This is a genomic window from Streptomyces montanus, assembly GCF_005786655.1.
GTDB lineage: Bacteria > Actinomycetota > Actinomycetes > Streptomycetales > Streptomycetaceae > Streptomyces > Streptomyces sporangiiformans.
This window is the reverse complement of sequence record NZ_VBZC01000010.1, coordinates 170,749-188,099: the sequence shown is the minus strand read 5'-3', so window position 1 is coordinate 188,099 and position 17,351 is coordinate 170,749. Positions and strand designations below refer to the sequence as shown.

At 69.1% G+C, this 17,351-nt stretch carries 16 protein-coding genes and 2 pseudogenes; 14 read left to right on the top strand and 4 right to left on the bottom strand.

Annotated elements, in window-relative coordinates; genetic code table 11:
- Positions 1-9 precede the first annotated feature (9 nt).
- The 6 genes from FE633_RS11570 to pssA all read left to right on the top strand — a co-directional run bounded on the left by FE633_RS11570 (position 10) and on the right by pssA (position 6,405).
- Positions 10-2,040 (top strand): protein meaA, encoded by a 2,031-nt coding sequence (locus tag FE633_RS11570; protein WP_138045036.1) that lies wholly within the window; start codon positions 10-12, stop codon positions 2,038-2,040.
- Positions 2,037-3,011, top strand: coding sequence for an HpcH/HpaI aldolase/citrate lyase family protein (locus FE633_RS11565; RefSeq protein ID WP_138045035.1), 975 nt, complete (start codon positions 2,037-2,039; stop codon positions 3,009-3,011). The genes FE633_RS11570 and FE633_RS11565 overlap by 4 nt, the downstream gene beginning before the upstream one ends.
- Before the next feature lie 5 nt (positions 3,012-3,016).
- Positions 3,017-3,529 carry a MaoC family dehydratase gene (locus FE633_RS11560; protein ID WP_119104388.1) on the top strand — a complete coding sequence of 171 codons (513 nt, stop codon included), beginning with the start codon at positions 3,017-3,019 and terminating at the stop codon, positions 3,527-3,529.
- Positions 3,530-3,531: 2 nt separating this feature from the next.
- Positions 3,532-4,737 carry an acyl-CoA dehydrogenase family protein gene (locus FE633_RS11555; RefSeq protein ID WP_138045034.1) on the top strand — a complete coding sequence of 402 codons (1,206 nt, stop codon included), beginning with the start codon at positions 3,532-3,534 and terminating at the stop codon, positions 4,735-4,737.
- A 170-nt stretch (positions 4,738-4,907) separates the two neighbouring features.
- Positions 4,908-5,564, top strand: a complete 657-nt coding sequence (locus FE633_RS11550) for a phosphatidylserine decarboxylase (protein WP_138045033.1) — start codon at positions 4,908-4,910, stop codon at positions 5,562-5,564.
- A gap of 22 nt (positions 5,565-5,586) precedes the next feature.
- Entirely contained in the window at positions 5,587-6,405 is an 819-nt protein-coding gene (gene pssA, locus FE633_RS11545) for a CDP-diacylglycerol--serine O-phosphatidyltransferase (RefSeq protein ID WP_138045074.1), read from the top strand.
- Between the two features lie 237 nt (positions 6,406-6,642).
- Here pssA and FE633_RS11540 read toward each other — a convergent pair whose 3' ends face one another.
- On the bottom strand, positions 6,643-7,764 hold the full coding sequence (locus tag FE633_RS11540) for a glycerate kinase (protein ID WP_138045073.1): 1,122 nt from the start codon (positions 7,762-7,764) through the stop codon (positions 6,643-6,645).
- A gap of 268 nt (positions 7,765-8,032) precedes the next feature.
- Between FE633_RS11540 and FE633_RS11535 the strand changes: the two are divergent.
- Positions 8,033-8,608 (top strand): annotated as a pseudogene (locus FE633_RS11535) (ADP-ribosylglycohydrolase family protein); the annotation flags it as partial.
- 381 nt (positions 8,609-8,989) lie between these two features.
- Here the strand turns inward: FE633_RS11535 and FE633_RS11530 are convergent.
- Positions 8,990-9,295 (bottom strand): annotated as a pseudogene (locus tag FE633_RS11530) (glycerate kinase); the annotation flags it as partial.
- Between the two features lie 311 nt (positions 9,296-9,606).
- Between FE633_RS11530 and FE633_RS11525 the strand changes: the two are divergent.
- The 3 genes from FE633_RS11525 to FE633_RS48285 are packed head-to-tail and all read left to right on the top strand — an operon-like array spanning position 9,607 to position 11,853.
- Complete coding sequence (locus FE633_RS11525) at positions 9,607-10,680, top strand: ADP-ribosylglycohydrolase family protein (protein ID WP_138045032.1); 1,074 nt, start codon at positions 9,607-9,609, stop codon at positions 10,678-10,680.
- Between the two features lie 46 nt (positions 10,681-10,726).
- The gene (locus FE633_RS11520) at positions 10,727-11,224 is read left to right on the top strand and encodes an NUDIX domain-containing protein (protein WP_138045031.1); all 498 of its coding nucleotides are present in this window, start codon (positions 10,727-10,729) and stop codon (positions 11,222-11,224) included.
- Between the two features lie 41 nt (positions 11,225-11,265).
- A complete protein-coding gene (locus FE633_RS48285; RefSeq protein WP_246113560.1) occupies positions 11,266-11,853 on the top strand; it encodes a Sir2 family NAD-dependent protein deacetylase in 588 nt (195 codons plus the stop codon).
- Between the two features lie 3 nt (positions 11,854-11,856).
- Here the strand turns inward: FE633_RS48285 and FE633_RS11510 are convergent, their stop codons facing one another.
- On the bottom strand, positions 11,857-13,173 hold the full coding sequence (locus tag FE633_RS11510; RefSeq protein WP_138045030.1) for an AlbA family DNA-binding domain-containing protein: 1,317 nt from the start codon (positions 13,171-13,173) through the stop codon (positions 11,857-11,859).
- A 699-nt stretch (positions 13,174-13,872) separates the two neighbouring features.
- On the opposite strand from FE633_RS11510, the gene FE633_RS47130 reads away from it, so the two are divergent.
- The 3 genes from FE633_RS47130 (at position 13,873) to ku (ending at position 16,029) form a co-directional block, all read left to right on the top strand.
- Positions 13,873-14,181: a hypothetical protein gene (locus tag FE633_RS47130; protein ID WP_171059907.1), complete on the top strand. Its 309-nt coding sequence runs from the start codon at positions 13,873-13,875 to the stop codon at positions 14,179-14,181.
- Positions 14,178-15,062, top strand: a complete 885-nt coding sequence (locus FE633_RS47125; protein WP_281291168.1) for a helix-turn-helix domain-containing protein — start codon at positions 14,178-14,180, stop codon at positions 15,060-15,062. Before FE633_RS47130 ends, FE633_RS47125 begins: the two co-directional genes overlap by 4 nt.
- Positions 15,063-15,258: 196 nt before the next feature.
- Positions 15,259-16,029 carry a non-homologous end joining protein Ku gene (gene ku, locus FE633_RS11500; RefSeq protein ID WP_138045028.1) on the top strand — a complete coding sequence of 257 codons (771 nt, stop codon included), beginning with the start codon at positions 15,259-15,261 and terminating at the stop codon, positions 16,027-16,029.
- A gap of 211 nt (positions 16,030-16,240) precedes the next feature.
- Here ku and FE633_RS11495 read toward each other — a convergent pair whose 3' ends face one another.
- Positions 16,241-16,771, bottom strand: coding sequence for a hypothetical protein (locus tag FE633_RS11495; protein WP_138045027.1), 531 nt, complete (start codon positions 16,769-16,771; stop codon positions 16,241-16,243).
- A gap of 232 nt (positions 16,772-17,003) precedes the next feature.
- On the opposite strand from FE633_RS11495, the gene FE633_RS11490 reads away from it, so the two are divergent.
- The gene (locus FE633_RS11490; protein ID WP_138045026.1) at positions 17,004-17,198 is read left to right on the top strand and encodes a hypothetical protein; all 195 of its coding nucleotides are present in this window, start codon (positions 17,004-17,006) and stop codon (positions 17,196-17,198) included.
- Positions 17,199-17,351 lie beyond the last annotated feature (153 nt).

The following is a 17,351-nucleotide window of genomic DNA, read 5'->3' as shown; positions in this document are numbered from 1 at the left end:
AGCACCACGATGACTGAGCGGCAGGCACAAGAAGCACCCGTGAAGGACCGTCCCTGGCTCATGCGGACGTACGCCGGTCACTCCACGGCCGAGGCGTCCAACGAGCTGTACCGGCGCAACCTCGCCAAGGGCCAGACCGGACTGTCGGTCGCGTTCGACCTGCCGACACAGACCGGCTACGACCCCGACCACATCCTCGCCCGCGGCGAGGTCGGCCGGGTCGGGGTCCCGGTCTCGCACCTGGGCGACATGCGCCGTCTGTTCCAGGACATACCCCTGGACCAGATGAACACCTCGATGACCATCAACGCCACCGCCATGTGGCTGCTGGCGCTCTACCAGGTCGTCGCGGAGGAGCAGGGCGCGGACATCACCAAGCTCCAGGGGACCACGCAGAACGACATCGTGAAGGAGTACCTGTCACGGGGCACCCATGTGTTCCCGCCCGGGCCTTCGCTCCGTCTGACGACCGACATGATCGCCTACACGGTCAGTCACATCCCCAAGTGGAACCCGATCAACATCTGCAGCTACCACCTCCAGGAGGCCGGAGCCACTCCGGTCCAGGAGATCGCGTACGCGATGTCGACGGCGATCGCCGTCCTCGACGCCGTGCGCGACTCCGGCCAGGTGCCGCAGGAGCGGATGGGCGATGTCGTCGCCCGCATCTCCTTCTTCGTGAACGCGGGCGTCCGGTTCATAGAGGAGATGTGCAAGATGCGGGCGTTCGGCCGCATCTGGGACAAGATCACGCGTGAGCGGTACGGGATCGAGAACCCGAAGCACCGGCGCTTCCGCTACGGCGTCCAGGTCAACTCCCTCGGTCTGACCGAGGCCCAGCCGGAGAACAACGTCCAGCGCATCGTGCTCGAGATGCTGGCCGTGACCCTCTCGAAGGACGCACGCGCGCGTGCCGTGCAACTGCCCGCCTGGAACGAGGCGTTGGGCCTGCCCCGCCCGTGGGACCAGCAGTGGTCCCTGCGCATCCAGCAGGTGCTCGCCCACGAGAGCGACCTCTTGGAGTACGAGGACATCTTCGACGGCTCGCACGTCATCGAGGCCAAGGTGGCGGCCCTGGTCGAGGAGTCGCTCGCCGAGATCGACCGCATCCAGGAGATGGGCGGCGCGATGGCGGCCGTCGAGTCGGGCTATCTGAAGTCACAACTCGTCACCTCGCACGCCGAGCGCCGGGCCCGTATCGAGTCCGGTCGAGAGAAGATCGTCGGCGTCAACATCTACGAGACGACCGAACCGAACCCCCTGACGGCCGACCTGGACACCGCGATCCACACGGCCGACCCGACGGTCGAGGACCGCGTCGTACGGGCCTTGCGTGAGTGGCGTGACGCGCGCCAGGAGCCGGGTGCGCGCAAGGCACTGGAGCGGCTGAAGGAGACGGCGGCCGGCGCGGGCAACCTGATGGAGGCCACGCTGGAGTGTGCCCGTGCGGGGGTCACCACCGGCGAGTGGGCGGGCGCCCTGCGCGAGGTGTTCGGCGAGTACCGGGCGCCCACCGGCGTCTCCTCCGCGCCCGTCGCGATCGCCGGCCAGGAGGGCACCGCGCTCGCCGAGGTGCGCCGCAGGGTCGACGCGACCGCCCGCGACCTGGGCGTCGGCAAGCTCCGCTTCCTGGTGGGCAAGCCGGGCCTGGACGGCCACTCCAACGGCGCCGAGCAGATCGCCGTGCGGGCCCGCGACGCCGGGTTCGAGGTCGTCTACCAGGGCATCCGGCTCACCCCCGAGCAGATCGTGGACGCGGCCCTCGCCGAGGACGTGCACGCGGTCGGCCTGTCCATCCTGTCCGGCTCGCACGCGCAGCTGGTGCCGGATGTGCTGGAGCGGCTGCGCGAGGCCGGCGCGGCCGACATCCCGGTGATCGCCGGCGGGATCATCCCGAACGGCGACGCCGATCAGCTGCGGGCCGCCGGAGTGGCCGCGGTCTTCACCCCGAAGGACTTCGACATCACCGGAATCATCGGCCGTATCGTCGACGAGATCCGGAAAGCGAACAAGCTCGACCCTCTGGAGGTCCCCGCATGACCAGCCCCGTTCCCCAGGCCAACCGCCTTCGTCCGCGGCGCTCGTGCCTCGCGGTGCCCGGGAGCAACCCGCGCTTTCTGGAGAAGGCCCAGGGCCTGCCCGCGGACCAGGTCTTCCTGGACCTGGAGGACGCCTGCGCGCCGCTCGCCAAGCCCGAGGCGCGGCACACCATCGTCAAGTTCCTCAACGAGGGCGACTGGACGGGCAAGACTCGGGTCGTGCGCGTCAACGACTGGACGACGGAGTGGACGTACCGCGATGTCGTCACGGTGGTCGAGGGCGCGGGGCCGAACCTGGACTGCATCATGCTGCCGAAGGTGCAGGACGCCCAGCAGGTCGTGGCGCTGGACCTCCTCCTCACCCAGATCGAGAAGACGATGGGCTTCGAAGTCGGCCGGATCGGCATCGAGGCGCAGATCGAGAACGCCCAGGGCCTGAACAACGTCAACGAGATCGCCCAGGCCTCCCCGCGCATCGAGACGATCATCTTCGGCCCGGCCGACTTCATGGCGTCGATCAACATGAAGTCGCTGGTCGTCGGCGAGCAGCCGCCCGGTTACCCGGCGGACGCCTACCACTACATCCTGATGAAGATCCTGATGGCCGCCCGCGCCAACAACCTCCAGGCGATCGACGGCCCCTACCTCCAGATCAAGAACGTGGACGGCTTCCGCGAGGTCGCGGGCCGCGCCGCCGCGCTCGGCTTCGACGGCAAGTGGGTGCTCCACCCGGGTCAGGTGGACGCCGCCAACGAGGTGTTCTCACCCTCCCAGGAGGACTACGACCACGCCGAGCTGATCCTGGACGCGTATGAGTACTACACGTCCGAGGCGGGCGGCAAGAAGGGTTCCGCGATGCTCGGCGACGAGATGATCGACGAGGCCAGCCGCAAGATGGCGCTCGTCGTCTCGGGCAAGGGCCGGGCCGCCGGTATGCAGCGCACGTCCAAGTTCGAAGCTCCGGAGGCCTGAGCACCATGCAGTTCGGACGCACCTACGAAGAGTTCGAGGTCGGCGCGGTCTACAAGCACTGGCCCGGAAAGACGGTCACCGAGTACGACGACCACCTCTTCTGTCTCCTGACCATGAATCACCACCCGCTCCACATGGACACGAACTATGCGGAGAAGACGACGGACTTCGGGAAGAACGTCGTCGTCGGGAACTACATCTACTCACTGCTGCTCGGCATGTCCGTACCGGACGTGTCCGGGAAGGCGATCGCGAACCTCGAGATCGAGTCCCTCCGTCATGTCGCGCCGACCTTCCACGGCGACACCATCTACGGCGAGACGACGGTCCTCGACAAGACGCCCTCCAGGTCGAAGAGCGACCGCGGCATCGTCCATGTCGAGACCAAGGGCTACAAGCAGGACGGCACGCTGGTCTGTGTGTTCCGCCGCAAGGTGATGGTCCCCACCGAGACGTACATCAAGGAGCGCGGCGGCGAGCAGCCGGGCCGCCCGGAACTCAAGGCACAGGAGAAGTAGCCATGGCGCGACTCGCCCAGACCGCAGGTCTGACCGACATCCAGCAGGAGATCCTGTCCACCGTCCGGGACTTCGTGGACAAGGAGATCATCCCGGTCGCGACAGAGCTGGAGCACCGTGACGAGTACCCGCAGCAGATCGTCGACGGCCTCAAGGACCTGGGCCTCTTCGGGCTGATGATCCCCGAGGAGTACGGGGGCCTGGGTGAGTCGCTCCTCACCTACGCACTGTGTGTGGAGGAGATCGCACGCGGCTGGATGTCGGTCTCCGGCATCATCAACACCCACTTCATCGTGGCGTACATGCTCAAGCAGCACGGCACGCAGGAGCAGAAGGACCACTTCCTGCCGCGTATGGCGGCGGGCGAGGTGCGCGGCGCGTTCTCCATGTCGGAGCCGGCACTCGGCTCGGATGTGTCGGCCATCACGTCGAAGGCGGTCAAGGACGGCGACGAGTACGTCCTGAACGGCCAGAAAATGTGGCTGACCAACGGCGGCACGTCGACGCTGGTGGCCGTTCTGGTCCGGAGTGACGAAGGACACGCCGAGGGCACGGCACCCCACAAGTCGATGACGACCTTCCTGGTCGAGAAGGAGCCCGGCTTCGGTGAGGTACGCCCCGGCCTGACGATCCCCGGGAAGATCGATAAGATGGGCTACAAGGGTGTAGACACCACCGAGCTCATCATGGACGACCTGCGAATTCCAGCCAATCGCGTACTTGGTGGCGTTACGGGCCGAGGGTTTTACCAAATGATGGACGGCGTCGAGGTCGGCCGGGTGAATGTGGCGGCCCGTGGCTGCGGTGTCGCGCAGCGTGCATTTGAACTTGGTGTCTCATATGCCCAGCAGCGCCACACTTTCGGCAAACCGATCGCCCAGCACCAGGCGATCCAGTTCAAGCTGGCGGAGATGGGTACCAAGGTGGAGGCCGCTCATGCGATGATGGTCAGCGCAGCTCGCAAAAAGGACTCCGGTGAGCGAAACGACCTCGAAGCAGGGATGGCGAAGTACCTCGCCTCCGAATACTGCAAGGAAGTCGTGGAAGACGCGTTCCGGATCCATGGCGGCTACGGCTTCTCGAAGGAGTACGAGATCGAGCGCCTCTACCGTGAGGCACCGATGCTGCTGATCGGTGAAGGTACCGCCGAGATCCAGAAAATGATCATCGGGCGCAGGCTGCTCGAAGAGTATCGGTTCCAGGGCTAGATGTCCGAGTACGGGGTGTTTTCTTGGAGAAGAACGTCACACCCCGTCAGCACTCTTCGGACGCCGACTCGGCTTCCTGGCTTGCCCAGTTGTGGCCCGCGACCGGTACCATCCCGGGAAAGCCGCCGTCCCCCGTTCCAGCGCGGCATCATCCGCTACGAAGGTCATCCATGCCCCACAGCCAAACCTCTGCACCACGCGTCAGCGTCCTCGGTGGACGCATCGCGCGCGGAGCATCGCCGTGGCTCCTCCCGACCGTTGCCACCGCAGCACTCAGCCTGGCCCGCGCGCGCCGCTCCGGCGCCGCCAAGGCCGTGGCCGTACCCGCCACCGCGCTCGCGGCGGGCATGCTGTGGTTCTTCCGCGACCCCGAGCGTGAGATCGCCCCGGGCCGGGTCATCTCGCCCGCCGACGGTGTGGTGCAGAGCATCATGCCGTGGCGGGACGGACGCACCCGCGTCGCGATCTTCATGAGCCCGTTGAACGTCCACGTCAACCGCGCCCCGCTCGCCGGCACGGTGACGTCGGTCGAGCACATCCCCGGTGGGTTCGTTCCGGCGTTCAACAAGGAGAGCGAGAACAACGAGCGCGTCGTCTGGCACTTCGACACCGAGCTCGGCGACATCGAGATGATCCAGATCGCCGGTGCGGTCGCGCGACGCATCGTGCCGTACGTCCCGCAGGGCACCAAGGTCGAGCAGGGGGACCGGATCGGCCTGATCCGCTTCGGCTCGCGCGTCGACATCTACCTCCCCGAAGGCGTCGATGTCGCGGTGGAGGTCGGTCAGAAGACGGTGGCTGGGGTGACTCGCATTGACCGTGATTGATCCGGATACTCAGGCCGGCTGGGTGCCGGATGCCGACGAGGTGGACGAGGCGGAGGAGATGCCGCTCTCACTCCGCCTCTCAATAGCGGACACGCTCACCCTCGGTAACGCCACGTGTGGCTTCATGGCGGTGTACTTCACCACCACCGGCATCCTGATCCCGCACCTCACGGGCAGCCAGGAGACGGGCATGGCCCGGCACAGCGCGGCCACGGCCGTGATCCTGATGCTGTGCGCGGCGGTCTTCGACCTCTTCGACGGCCTGGTGGCCCGCAAGCTGCGCTCCTCCCCCATGGGCGCGGAGCTGGACAACCTCTCCGACCTGATCAGCTTCGGTCTGGCGCCCGCGTACTTCGTGCTCGTCTACGGCATGGTCGCGGACGACGCGCACCAGCGGGTGGCGGCGGTGGGAGCCATCGTGGTCCTGCTGGCGGTCGTGCTGCGGCTCGCCAGGTTCTCGTGCGTGACGGTGAAGGACGGGACCTTCCAGGGCATGCCCTCGCCGTTCGGCGCGCTGACGGTCGTCTCGATCGTGCTCCTGGAGCTGCCGTTCGCCGCCACGCTCATGGCGATCCTCGGCACCGCCTGGCTCATGGTGAGCCGGGTCGAGTACCCGAAGCCGCGGGGTCCGCTCGCGGTGGCGATGCTCTCCTGGATCGTCGCCGCGATGGGTCTGCTGGCGGCGTGGGCCTTCGACGCCCCCGGCGGTCAGCTCCTCCTCCAGACGGGCTGCGCGCTCCAGCTGGTCCTCGGCGCGGTGATCCCCCTCTTCGCCACGGCTCGCAGGGTGAACAACTTCCGCGACAACCGACGCGAGGCCCGCGCGGCACAGCTGCCGTAGCGGTCGCAGGACGTCACAGGCCCCGAACCACACGGTTCGGGGCCTGCTCATGTTTACGGCTTATGTCTACGACGGCCCATGCTGCTCGCGGCCTGAGCTGCGCTTTTCAGCCGAGACCGGCCCCAATCAGCCCGTCCGGCGCTTGAGGACGAGGCCGTTCAGGCCGATACGGGGGTCTGGGGGCGGAGCCCCCAGGTAAGGGATGGGACGGGTAGGGGCGGCCGGGGCGAAAAACCCTCAGGTCAGGAAATCCCGCCCGATCCGCTCCGCCACGTCCTCCAGAATCGGCCCGGCTTCAGCGATGCACCGCGCCACATCGGGCTCCACCCCCGTCAGCGAGTACGCCCGACGGATACCCGCCCTGCCCAGGGCCTCCGGCGGAAGCGCAAGACGGCCACACACCGCGATGACCTCCTTGCCCGCGGCACGCGCCGCGGCGGCGACCCCGGCGGGAGCCTTGCCATGGAGGGTCTGCTCGTCGAGAGACCCCTCACCGGTGATGACAAGGGTGGCCCGCTCCAGCGCGGAGGCGAAGCCCAGCACGTCGAGCATGACCTCGATCCCGGGCCGGAAGCTCGCACCGAGCCCCACCAGTGCCCCGAAACCGATACCACCGGCCGCCCCCGCCCCCGGCGCGACCGCGTACTCCGCGGCCTTGGCCCCGATCGACTTCTCCAGCACCGTGACGAAATGCGCGAGAGCCGCGTCGAGGACGGCCACGTCATCAGGAGACGCGCCCTTCTGCGGCCCGTACACCGCCGGCGCCCCCTTCGGCCCGGTCAGCGGATTGTCCACATCACTCGCGAGGACGACATCGACCGAGTCCAGCCGGGGGTCGAGCCCGGAAAGGTCGGCCGTGGCGAGGTCCCGCAGCGACTCGCCACCGGGAGCCACCGGCTCCCCGTCCGCGTCGAGGAAACGCGCCCCGAGCGCGGCCAGCATCCCGGCACCCCCGTCCGTCGTGGCGCTGCCGCCCACCCCGAACACGATCGTGCGCGCCCCGGCGTCCAGGGCGGCCCGCAGCAGTTCTCCGGATCCGTACGTGGACGACGTGAGCGGCGCGAAGACACCGGCGGGCAGCCGCTGCAGCCCACTGGCCTCGGCCATCTCCACGACCGCCATGTCGCCGCGCAGCGCGAACGCGGCGGTGACCTCACTCCCGAGCGGCCCGGCGACCCGCACCTCACGGCGTTCGAACCCCGCCGCCACCGCCGCGTCGACCGTGCCGTCACCGCCGTCGGCCACCGGCAGCGCCTCGACCTCGGTCCGCGGCGCCACCCGGTGGAGCCCGGCCGTCACCCGCTGTGCGACCTGCACGGCCGTGAGCGAGCCCTTGAACTTGTCCGCGGCGATGAGCACCCGTTGGGTCCGATTCACTGCAGCGTCCGCCACCTTTGCATTCCCCTTGCTCTCCGGGCCTTGCACTCGTCAAGGCAGTCGCGCCGCTGCGACCTTAACCGGAGGAAGAGGCCGCTGCCCAGTGCGGATCCCGCGCCCCGGACCGACCAGGGACATCGTCCGAACCGGCCACCCGACCGGCCCACCCGGACAGCGACCCTCTCATGCGACATGGGCCGGTATGCGCATAAACCAGGCAGGAGCGGCCGGAATTCGGTACACCGGACGTATGACTGCTGTCGGTGTTGACGTCGCGGACCGCGTCCTCGGGGGCTGGCTGGGCCGGATCGCGGGCAACATGCTCGGCAAACCGGTCGAGCAGGGCGACCACTGGACGCGGGACCGCATCGACCGCTACCTGCGGCAGGCCGCCGCCCTGCCGCTCACCGACTACCTCCCCGAGCCCGCCGCCCCCGCCGAGGAGTCCGAGCTGCGTCCCGAGTGGCGCCAGTGCGTACGCGGCCACATCCACGGCAGCTGCCGGGACGACGACGTGGACTACGCGATCCTCGGCCTGCATCTGCTGGAGACACACGGCTTCGGCTTCACCACGGAGCAGGTCGGCGAACTGTGGCTGCTGCGACTGCCGTATCTGCAGACGTTCACGGCGGAGCGCGCGGCGTACCGCAACCTCGCCAACGGGCTGAAGCCGCCACTGACCGCGACGTACGACAACCCTTACCAGGAGTGGATCGGCGCCCTCATCCGCGCCGACATCTATGGCTGGACCTGCCCTGACCTGCCCCGTCGCGCGGCGTCCCTGGCGCGCCGGGACGCCGTCCTGTCGCACACCGGCAACGGCGTGTAGAAACCCCGCTCTTGCACCCAAGAATCCATGGCACGTCACCCCAGGTCACGCCGATTTACCTTCGCTAATCGGGCATGATCACGGCCCGAGTACCTTCGGATCGACGGAAGTGGTCGAAGGCCCAGTTCAGCGGCTGTGCCGCTGGTCGCTCCTGGTGCCCCAGCCGTCCGGATCGTCCAGCGTGCTGCGGTCGATCACCCTCCTCACGCCGACCGGCTGAGCCGGGCCCGCAGGTCCGGCGGCCACGAGGCGACGGCGGCTCGGTCCGCCTCGGTCAGGCCGTCCAGCGGCGCCACGGTCGGCTCATCGGCCCGCTCGGGGGCGCGCTCCGCCGACTGGAGCCGCCGGACTCGGCCATGAGCCGCTGCGCCTCGCCCGAGGCGGCCGAAGGCCGGGCGGCAGGGCGAGCTGCGGCCAGGGCGCCTCGGCCATCTCCACGACCGCCGTGCCCGCGCGCAGTGCGAAAGCCGCCGTCACCTCGTCGCCCAGCGGCCCCGCGACGCGCACCTCGCGCCGCTCGAACCCGGCCGCGACCGCCGCGTCCACGGTCCCGTCGCCGCCGTCGGCCACGGGCAGCGACTCCACCTGGAGCTCCGATACGACCCGGCGCAGCCCGGCCGTCACCCGCTCGGCGACCTGCACGGCGGTCAGCGACCCCTTGAACTTGTCCGCAGCGATGAGCACGCGCTGTGTCACCTGTTTCCCCTTGCTCTCCGGCCCTCGCGCACGTCAAGGCCAGTCGCGCCGCTGCGACCGTAACCGGGAGGCCCCCGCCGTCATTCCGTGACCTCAGCCTGGACGCTCCGCGCGCCGCGGAATGTGCCGCGATCGGCCGTCGTCCGTGTTCAGGCCCGTCGCGGCTGGTCGCGCCGTTCCCCGCGCCCCTTCAGGGCGCTGCCGAACCGCAGCGGACTTCGCCCGACCTGCTCAGGCTTGCTGTGCGCCCGTTGTCGAAACCCGCGCAGCCCGCGCCCAAATTGGGTAAACCTTCTGCTATGACCCCTGTGGGCACTGAGCCAGAGCTCGCGGACCGCATCCTCGGGGGCTGGCTGGGCCGGATCTCGGGCAACATGCTCGGCAAGCCGGTCGAGCAGGGCGACCTGTGGACGCGGGACCGCATCGACCGCTATCTGCGGCAGGCCGCCGCCCTGCCCCTCACCGACTATCTTCCCGAGCCGGCCGACGAGAGCGAGGGCTTCGAACTGCGCCCCGAGTGGCGCCAGTGCGTGCGCGGCCGTATCCACGGCAGCTGCCGCGACGACGACGTCGACTACGCGATCCTCGGCCTCGACCTCCTCGAGACCCACGGCTTCGACTTCAGCACCGAGCAGGTCGGCGACCTGTGGCTGCTGCGGCTGCCGTACCTCCAGACGTTCACGGCGGAGCGGGCCACATACCGCAATCTCGCCAACGGGCTGAAGCCGCCGCTGACGGCCACCTACGACAACCCGTACCAGGAGTGGATCGGCGCCCTCATCCGCGCCGACATCTACGGCTGGACCTGCCCGGGCGTGCCACGCCGCGCCGCCTCCCTGGCCCGTCGGGACGCGGTGCTGTCACATACATGCAACGGCGTGTACGGCGCGATGTTTGCGGCGGCGCTGATCGCGGCGGCGTTCACGGCGCCGACGGTGCGGCACGCGGTGGACGCCGCGCTCGCCGTCATCCCGGCGAGCAGCCGCCTGGCACGCACCGTCCGCCGGGTCGTCTCGCTCCACGACACCCGGATGACCTGGGAGGACACGCTCACCACAGTGGCCGAGGAGACCACGGGCCTCGGCTGGATCCACACGATCCCGAACGCGGCGGTCCTCACAGCCGGCCTCCTCTACGGCGACGGCGACTTCACCCGCACCATCACCCTCACCGTCCGCGGCGGCCTGGACACGGACTCCAACGGCGCGACGGCGGGCTCGGTGGCCGGCGTACTCACCGGAGCGGACGCGATCCCGCCCCAGTGGAAGGACCCTCTCGACGACACGGTCCGCAGCGCGGTCTTCGGCTTCGACAGGGCCCGGATCAGCGAACTGGCGGAGCGGACACTGCGGCTGGCGGAGGCGGAGAGGTGACCGGCGGCTTCACGGCGCGGTCACAGAAGCTGGTCACCCTTCCTGGGTGACCAGCTCTGAAGAATTCGCCGCGTACATCGCGGGGCTCCCCCGCGTCCTCTCCGGTGCCGCCGCCCTCTTCCGTGACGCGGAGGGCCGGGTGCTGCTCGTCGAGCCCAACTACCGTGAGGGCTGGGCCCTTCCCGGCGGCACGATCGAGTCCGACGACGGCGAGACCCCACGCCAGGGCGCCCGCCGCGAGACACTCGAGGAGATCGGGCTCGACCGCGAGCTGGGACAGCTGCTCGCCGTGGACTGGGTGTACCGGCCGGGCTGGCCACCGCTGGTGGCGTACCTGTACGACGGCGGCGTCCTAGCCGAGGACGACCTCAAGGCGATCCGGCTGCAGGAGGAGGAGCTCCTGTCCTGGCGCATGGTGGAGCGCGCGGAACTCACCGACCACCTGCTCGGCACGCTCGGCTCCCGCGTCCTGGTCGCACTGGACGTCCTCGCCGAGGGCTCGGGCCCGGCGGAGCTGGAGAACGGCCATCGCGTGGACCGATAAGCGTTCGCCGCGCGCCACCCCCGCGACCTACCCTCGGCACCATGGCCAAGCCCCTCGTCGCCATCCTGAGCGGCGCCGGCATCTCGACCGACTCCGGCATCCCCGACTACCGCGGCCCCAACGGCCTGTGGCGGAAGGACCCCGAGGCCGAGAAGCTCGTCACCTACGAGTACTACATGGGCAACCCGGAGATCCGGCGGCGGTCGTGGCAGATGCGGCGCAAGAACCGGACGCTGAAGGCCGAGCCGAACGCCGGGCATCTCGCCGTGGCCGAGCTGGAGAGGTCCGGCGTACCGGTGCGGGTCATCACGCAAAACGTGGACGGGCTGCACCAGCTCGCCGGGATGCCCGCGCTTATACCCAAGAATCCATGGCACGTCACCCCAGGTCACGCTGATTTGCGAGGTCATTCCCGACCCCGGAGGCGCCAGGCCAGTATGGCGCCCCGGGCACGGCGGAGAGGACGGCTTACGCCGTACTGCTGCATGGACCGGCTGCGCGCTCAGGCGGCGCCGACGCGAGTCAGTGGCTGCTGCTGCGCGACCGCACAGCGAAGCGCCTGTAACCGACGCACCAGCAGCAGCCACACTTCAGGAACGCGTCAGTCGCCCAGGACGCCGTCGAGGTAGCAATCACTTCGCCCGCAGCCGCGCCTCGACCACCCGGTCACCTTCGACGTCGGGATTGGTGGCCACATCCACGCCGAACAGCGTGTAGAAGCGCTCAAGCGCCTCGTACGCGTCCCGTTCCGGATCACCATTTGCCACCCAGGACCGGTCCCAGGTGTCGTCGCTGGCCGGGACTGCGTCGCTGAGGAAACTCTGCATCATGCCTCCCCCCGGCGCCAGGACGCGTGGCTTCTCGCCTGCGAAGCGGCGCACGACGATGCGGTGCCGCCACGGCCCCGGCACTCGCGGGACGAGCAGCCTGTCGGCGAGGCGGAAGTACTCCAGCGTCATCTCCGTCACGACGTGGGCGTTGATGCGCATCACAACCGGGGCCGACTGCTGCGCGCCCCAGCAGAGCATGTCGGGGTTGGCCACCGCGCCGGCGGTCATCAGGCCGTCGGGCCGCACCCACACCGCGCTGCGCGGGCGGCCTATGAATAGGCCGCCGCTGAGGGTCTGTAGGCGTCCGGTGTTGTCGGCGAAGTTGAATCCCGAGTCCCGCAGGACGTCCTGGTTACGCAGAGCGCCCTTGATTCCGTCGTGGCTGTGGAGTCCGGGCAGGATCTGCGACGGTGGCTGGGCCGGGACGCTTTGCCAGAACAGCACCGGCGTCTCCTCCCAGTCCTGCCGCTGCTCCAGCTCGTCCAGGACCTCGTCGGGCTCTTCGTGCCACTGTTCGTGCGCGGGCACCAGCGCACCGGTGGGGGCAGTATCCCGCGCCCGGAGGCCCTCGTTGATGAGCTGATACACGTCTTCCGAGGGCATGTACACCGTCCGGTCGCCGTGGCGCACGGAGACCGCGAGCCCCTCGGTGAGATTGCCCTTGTCGTTGATCAGCTTTCGGACCAGAACGCACCGCGAGAGCTCCGGGAGCGGTTCCACTTCGAGCACCAGGTAGTACAGATCGGTTCCCGCGGCGCTCCGGCCTGGGTCGCGGTACCAGTGGTGGCTGATCTCTACGCGAGGGCGTAGGTACTCGTTCAGGGTGTCGACGTACTGGACGACGTCCGCCCGGTCCTGTGGGAAGGGATGAAAGCCGGTGGCGACCTCCAGCGCCTGATTGCCCTTCTTCTCCGCCTTCACACCCAGTACCAGCAGCCCACCGTGCGCGTTGGCGAAGGCGGCCACGTCCTTGCAGAGCTCGAACTTGCCCTTCTCGGACGCCAGGTTGTACGGAGACCCCTTGAAGTCCAACCACAAAGTCTCAGCCACGCCGAGGAGGTCATCGGGACGGCCGGCGGTCAGCGCCTCGATCAGCGCGGAGCGACTCAGAGATGTCACCCAGCCACCCTAGTGGGGTGTCCAACGGCCTCCTGCCCCGTCCGTTTACCCGCCCGCATTCCGGGCCCACGTGGTAAGCCCGCAGCGGCTCGCCGACGGACGTCCTGCCGCTCACAGTCGCCCCGTTGGACGAAGGGGGCACTGAGATGCGGAAAGCCGGTGACCGCGGAGTACGGCACCGGCTTGTCCCGCAGGCCGTGCGCCAACACGGGCCTGCGCGGTGCGTCCCAGTCCTGTGGTTGGAGCCAGCAGTCAGAGTGACGCCGAGGGACACCGTGGAGGCGTCTCATCGCATGCTTGCCCAGGATTGCCGCCCGCACGGGTTCGTAGCAAGGCAGGCCGGGGTGGCCGCGCGAAACTGGGTGAAGCATGGCGGAATCAGTTCCCTGATCGGGGACGGCCACTGAGTGGGCGGCATGGTCATCTCTCGTGGCGTGACGGTCCGAGGTGGCCAACAGCCGAGGTGGCCAACAGCTCCGGGCCCAAGCGTAAGTTGTCAACCTGGAACCTTGGACACTGATGGCGGAATCGGCGTCAGCGGTGTCCGCCGACTGGGGCGATGGGCTAGATGGCTGACAAGATGCCGACAGCTTCCGGACACACCAGGGCGACGCCAAGCGCCGTGCTCGGAACTGGTTGGAGCCAGAACACCGGCCGGTCGGCATCTTGCTGGCCGGCCGCGCACTCATCGAGGTGACTATGAGTCAGCACTGCGAGACTGCCCTGCCGTACCCGCGCGACACGCAGCCACCCCACACCGTATCCCCGGCCTGGGCCACGTCGCCTTCGTCCGCCCCGAAGGTGTCCGGCCAGGGGCCCGTGGCCATCGTCACGGTCGTTTTCGCCGCGGCCGTACTTCTGCGCCTGGTCGGCATGCCCCTGGAAGAGGAGCTCGTACTGCTGGCCGTCACGGGGCTGATCGCCTCATTCGTGGTGGCGGTGGGCAACGGAAGGGTTACCGCGCGCAGCCTGGCCAAGAAGGTCAGCAAGCTGGTCGAGGACGAGTGAGCAAAATCGTGGGACGGAGAGAGAACCCGGTCGTGCGGGACATCGCGGAGGTTGGCACGCTGGCCGACTTCCAGCGAGAGTGGAGACACAAGGCAGGGCTGTCGTATGACCAACTCGCCAAGGCCACCGGCGAGTCGCCAACCACGCTGCGCAGAGCCGCCTCGGGCACGTGCGTACCTCCCCGGAAGGTGCTGCTCGCAGCGATCACCGCGTGCGGTGGGCCGACCGAGCGCGCCATCCACCTGTGGAAGCAGGCCCGGTACCACCAACGCTTGGTGGATACGCCACACAAACCAGGGCCCCCGGCCGATCTGGTGCACGACAAGTTCGGCATGAGAGCTGCGCTGGTCGAGCTGTACGAGTCGGATGGCGCGCCCACCATGGCGGAGATGCATAAACGCGCGGGGGGACGTCATGGCAAGCTCCCGCCCTCCACGGCGCACCGCATCGCCAACGGCGAGACCGTGCCGGCCACCCTGGCCCAGTTCGAGGCGTACCTCGACGCGGTCGAGGTACGAAAGCCCGCTCAGCGGGGCCTCTGGGTGCAAGCCTGGAACCGGGTACACGACAGCGGCCCGACCGCGCTGCCGGACCCGCGCTCCTGGTCGCCCAACTGGATCTTCGCCGCCGGCCAGATACCGAACTACCTGATCAGGCTGTACGAGTCGGTCGGCTCACCGCCTTCGCTGGAGATGAAGATGCGCACGGGGAGCAGGCTGGACCCGAGAACGGCCCGGCGTATTCTGACCGGGCACATGCCACCCGATATCGGCGCGTTCACGGCGTTCCTGGATGCATGCAGGGTGAAGCCCGAGGCGCGCAAGCGGTGGCTGGATGCCTGGCATCGGACCCACGCGGATCGAATGGCGCGAGCCATCTGAGCCTGCCGCCGGAGAGGAGGGGCGCCTCCACAGTCTCCGCTCCGGCAGGCTGCCCAGCCTCGGCTGTCCCCGCTCAAGCACAAACCCTGTTGGAAGAAGTTGCGTGCTGCGAAAGACGCTGACTGCGCGATTGCATGATGGCACACGCCGCCGACGCTGACGTGCGGCAGCGCCAGACCGGGGGTCCCATGGAGACATGGCGACCGCGATGTCCGTATCCTTCGGCCTGGTCTCCGTGCCAGTCCTGGTCAGCCCCGCGACGGAAGACCACACCGTCCGGCTGCACGAAGTTCACCGCGGCGATTGCGGAGGGCGTCTTCGTCACCGCCGGGTCTGCGAGCTGGACGGCCAGGAGATCCCCTCCCAGGACGTGGCGCGCGGGGTGGAGCGGCCGGACGGCACGACGGTCGTACTCGACGACGCCGCCCTGGAGGGGCTACCGCTGTCGACAAAACACGTGATCGAGGTGCTGGGATTCGTCCCGGCCGACACCATCGATCCCATCTCCTACCAGCGTGCCTACTACGCCCGTCCCGCCAGCGCCGCGGCCGAGCGGCCCTACGAGGTCCTCGTCGCGGCGTTGGCGCGTGCCGGTCTGGTGGGGATCGCCAAGGCCGCCATCACCTCACGCGAGCGGCTGGCCGTGCTCCGGCCCCGGCATGGGGTGCTGACCGTTCACCTGGTGTTTTGGCCGGACGAAATCCGTGAGCCGGGGCCCGCGCCCACACGGCCGGTCACCGACCGGGAGATGGAGCTCGCCGAGCTGCTGCTTACCCACCTGAAGGGCGTCGACCCGACGGCCGTGCGCGACGAGTACGCCGAAGCTCTGGCCCAGCTGGTCGCTGCGGTGAGCTCAGGCAGGGAACTGGAAGCCGCAGCCGCGCCGCGCGAGCCTCCCCAGGACCTGATGGCGGCCTTGGAGGCGAGCATCCGAGCCGCGCGGCGTGACGAGGGAAGCCCGCGATGACCAAGGGGGGTGCTGCGGAAGCGGCCGCGCTGCTGCGGCCGCCGACTCCCTCGCCCCCTCGTATTGCTGCGCCAGGCGGACATGCAGCGCCTAAGCGCCGCTGTCCTGACCCACGCGGTCGTGATGCGGGAGCGTGAGCAGAGCGCGCTGCCCGGTGAGTGGGTCGGGGAGGGCGGGTTGCTGCCACACTGTGGCGGGGCCGTCGGGCCGGTCAGTCCGTGGTCGGCTTTCCGGCGCGTTCCCGGACCTTGCCGCACGCTATCCAGAGCGCGCCCCACACGAGGTCGACCATGATCCCTGTTGCTCCCTCGGCGGCCGCGCTGAACTCGCCGAGCCGTTCGGGCTGCTGCCGGCGAACCTGGAGGAACTTCCGCGCCAGAACGTCCGCATTCACGGCGTTCGTCACCCGTGCCTTCACGTCGGCTGTCGACACGGGCCTCCCAGCGTTCGCCTTCTGCCGGGCGTACCGCTCGACGGGGTCGGGTTCCTCGGCAAGCGCGTTGATCTTCGCCACGTCCGGCACGCCCCACAGGGTGCGCCACTGAGTGGGGCATTCCCGTTCGAGGATGTCGGCGAAGAGGTGGACGAGCATGAGGTTGACGTGCGCCTGCCCCTCGCGGGTACCGCCCCCGAGGCGCAGCGCGAGCGCCACTGCGTCCTCGGGCGACGCCTCGTCGGCGGACGCAGTGAGGAAGGCATCGGCTACCGGCCGCACCTCGTCCATCGTCGGACGGTGAACCACGACACCCCTCCCTCTCGCGCTCAGGCCCCGGCCCACGGTAGCGGCCGCACCCGGCGACCGCATCGGCAGAGGGCGCCCCGGACCCGGGCGGGGTGACCGGGACCAGTGGAGCAGCCGATACCGGCTGCTCCACTGGTCCCCAAGGCCGTTGAAGCGCTCAGCCTCCAGATGAGCATGATCACCTCGGGCGTGCTGGCATGTGGGGCAAAGCTCGTAGCTTGCGCGCCTCCCCATGCGCGCGCCTTGGCCCTGCGGCAGCCACGACCGCGCCACCCTGCTCAAGAGCGTCGAGTTCGGCCGCCCCGGCTGCATCACCTGCCTGTCCCGAGGCCCTGGGCGGCTTCACGCCGGCATCTTCGAGGAGGAGTTCGCCGTGAACGAGAAGGACATCCCGATCTGGGAGGACGAAGGCCCCGAGGGCTGGTAGAAGCCTTTTCCAGGTCTCTTGCGGGTCTCTTGCGGGTCTCGGCCGGGTCTTGAAAGGGCCTCGACGAGGCCCGCTTTCGCGTTGGCCTCATCGAGGTCTCCATCGGGGCCGGGAAGGGCTCTCCGCGGACCAGCATCGGCCCCGACACAGCCC

What these genes read in the sequence shown, in the direction of transcription:
- FE633_RS11550 (WP_138045033.1), top strand. Translation starts at nt 4,908, where the DNA reads ATGCCCCACAGCCAAACCTCTGCACCACGCGTCAGCGTCCTCGGTGGA.
- FE633_RS11570 (WP_138045036.1), top strand. Translation starts at nt 10, where the DNA reads ATGACTGAGCGGCAGGCACAAGAAGCACCCGTGAAGGACCGTCCCTGG.
- FE633_RS48285 (WP_246113560.1), top strand. Translation starts at nt 11,266, where the DNA reads ATGGCCAAGCCCCTCGTCGCCATCCTGAGCGGCGCCGGCATCTCGACC.
- FE633_RS11525 (WP_138045032.1), top strand. Translation starts at nt 9,607, where the DNA reads ATGACCCCTGTGGGCACTGAGCCAGAGCTCGCGGACCGCATCCTCGGG.
- FE633_RS47130 (WP_171059907.1), top strand. Translation starts at nt 13,873, where the DNA reads ATGAGTCAGCACTGCGAGACTGCCCTGCCGTACCCGCGCGACACGCAG.
- FE633_RS11490 (WP_138045026.1), top strand. Translation starts at nt 17,004, where the DNA reads ATGCGCGCGCCTTGGCCCTGCGGCAGCCACGACCGCGCCACCCTGCTC.
- FE633_RS11565 (WP_138045035.1), top strand. Translation starts at nt 2,037, where the DNA reads ATGACCAGCCCCGTTCCCCAGGCCAACCGCCTTCGTCCGCGGCGCTCG.
- FE633_RS11555 (WP_138045034.1), top strand. Translation starts at nt 3,532, where the DNA reads ATGGCGCGACTCGCCCAGACCGCAGGTCTGACCGACATCCAGCAGGAG.
- FE633_RS11560 (WP_119104388.1), top strand. Translation starts at nt 3,017, where the DNA reads ATGCAGTTCGGACGCACCTACGAAGAGTTCGAGGTCGGCGCGGTCTAC.
- ku (WP_138045028.1), top strand. Translation starts at nt 15,259, where the DNA reads ATGGCGACCGCGATGTCCGTATCCTTCGGCCTGGTCTCCGTGCCAGTC.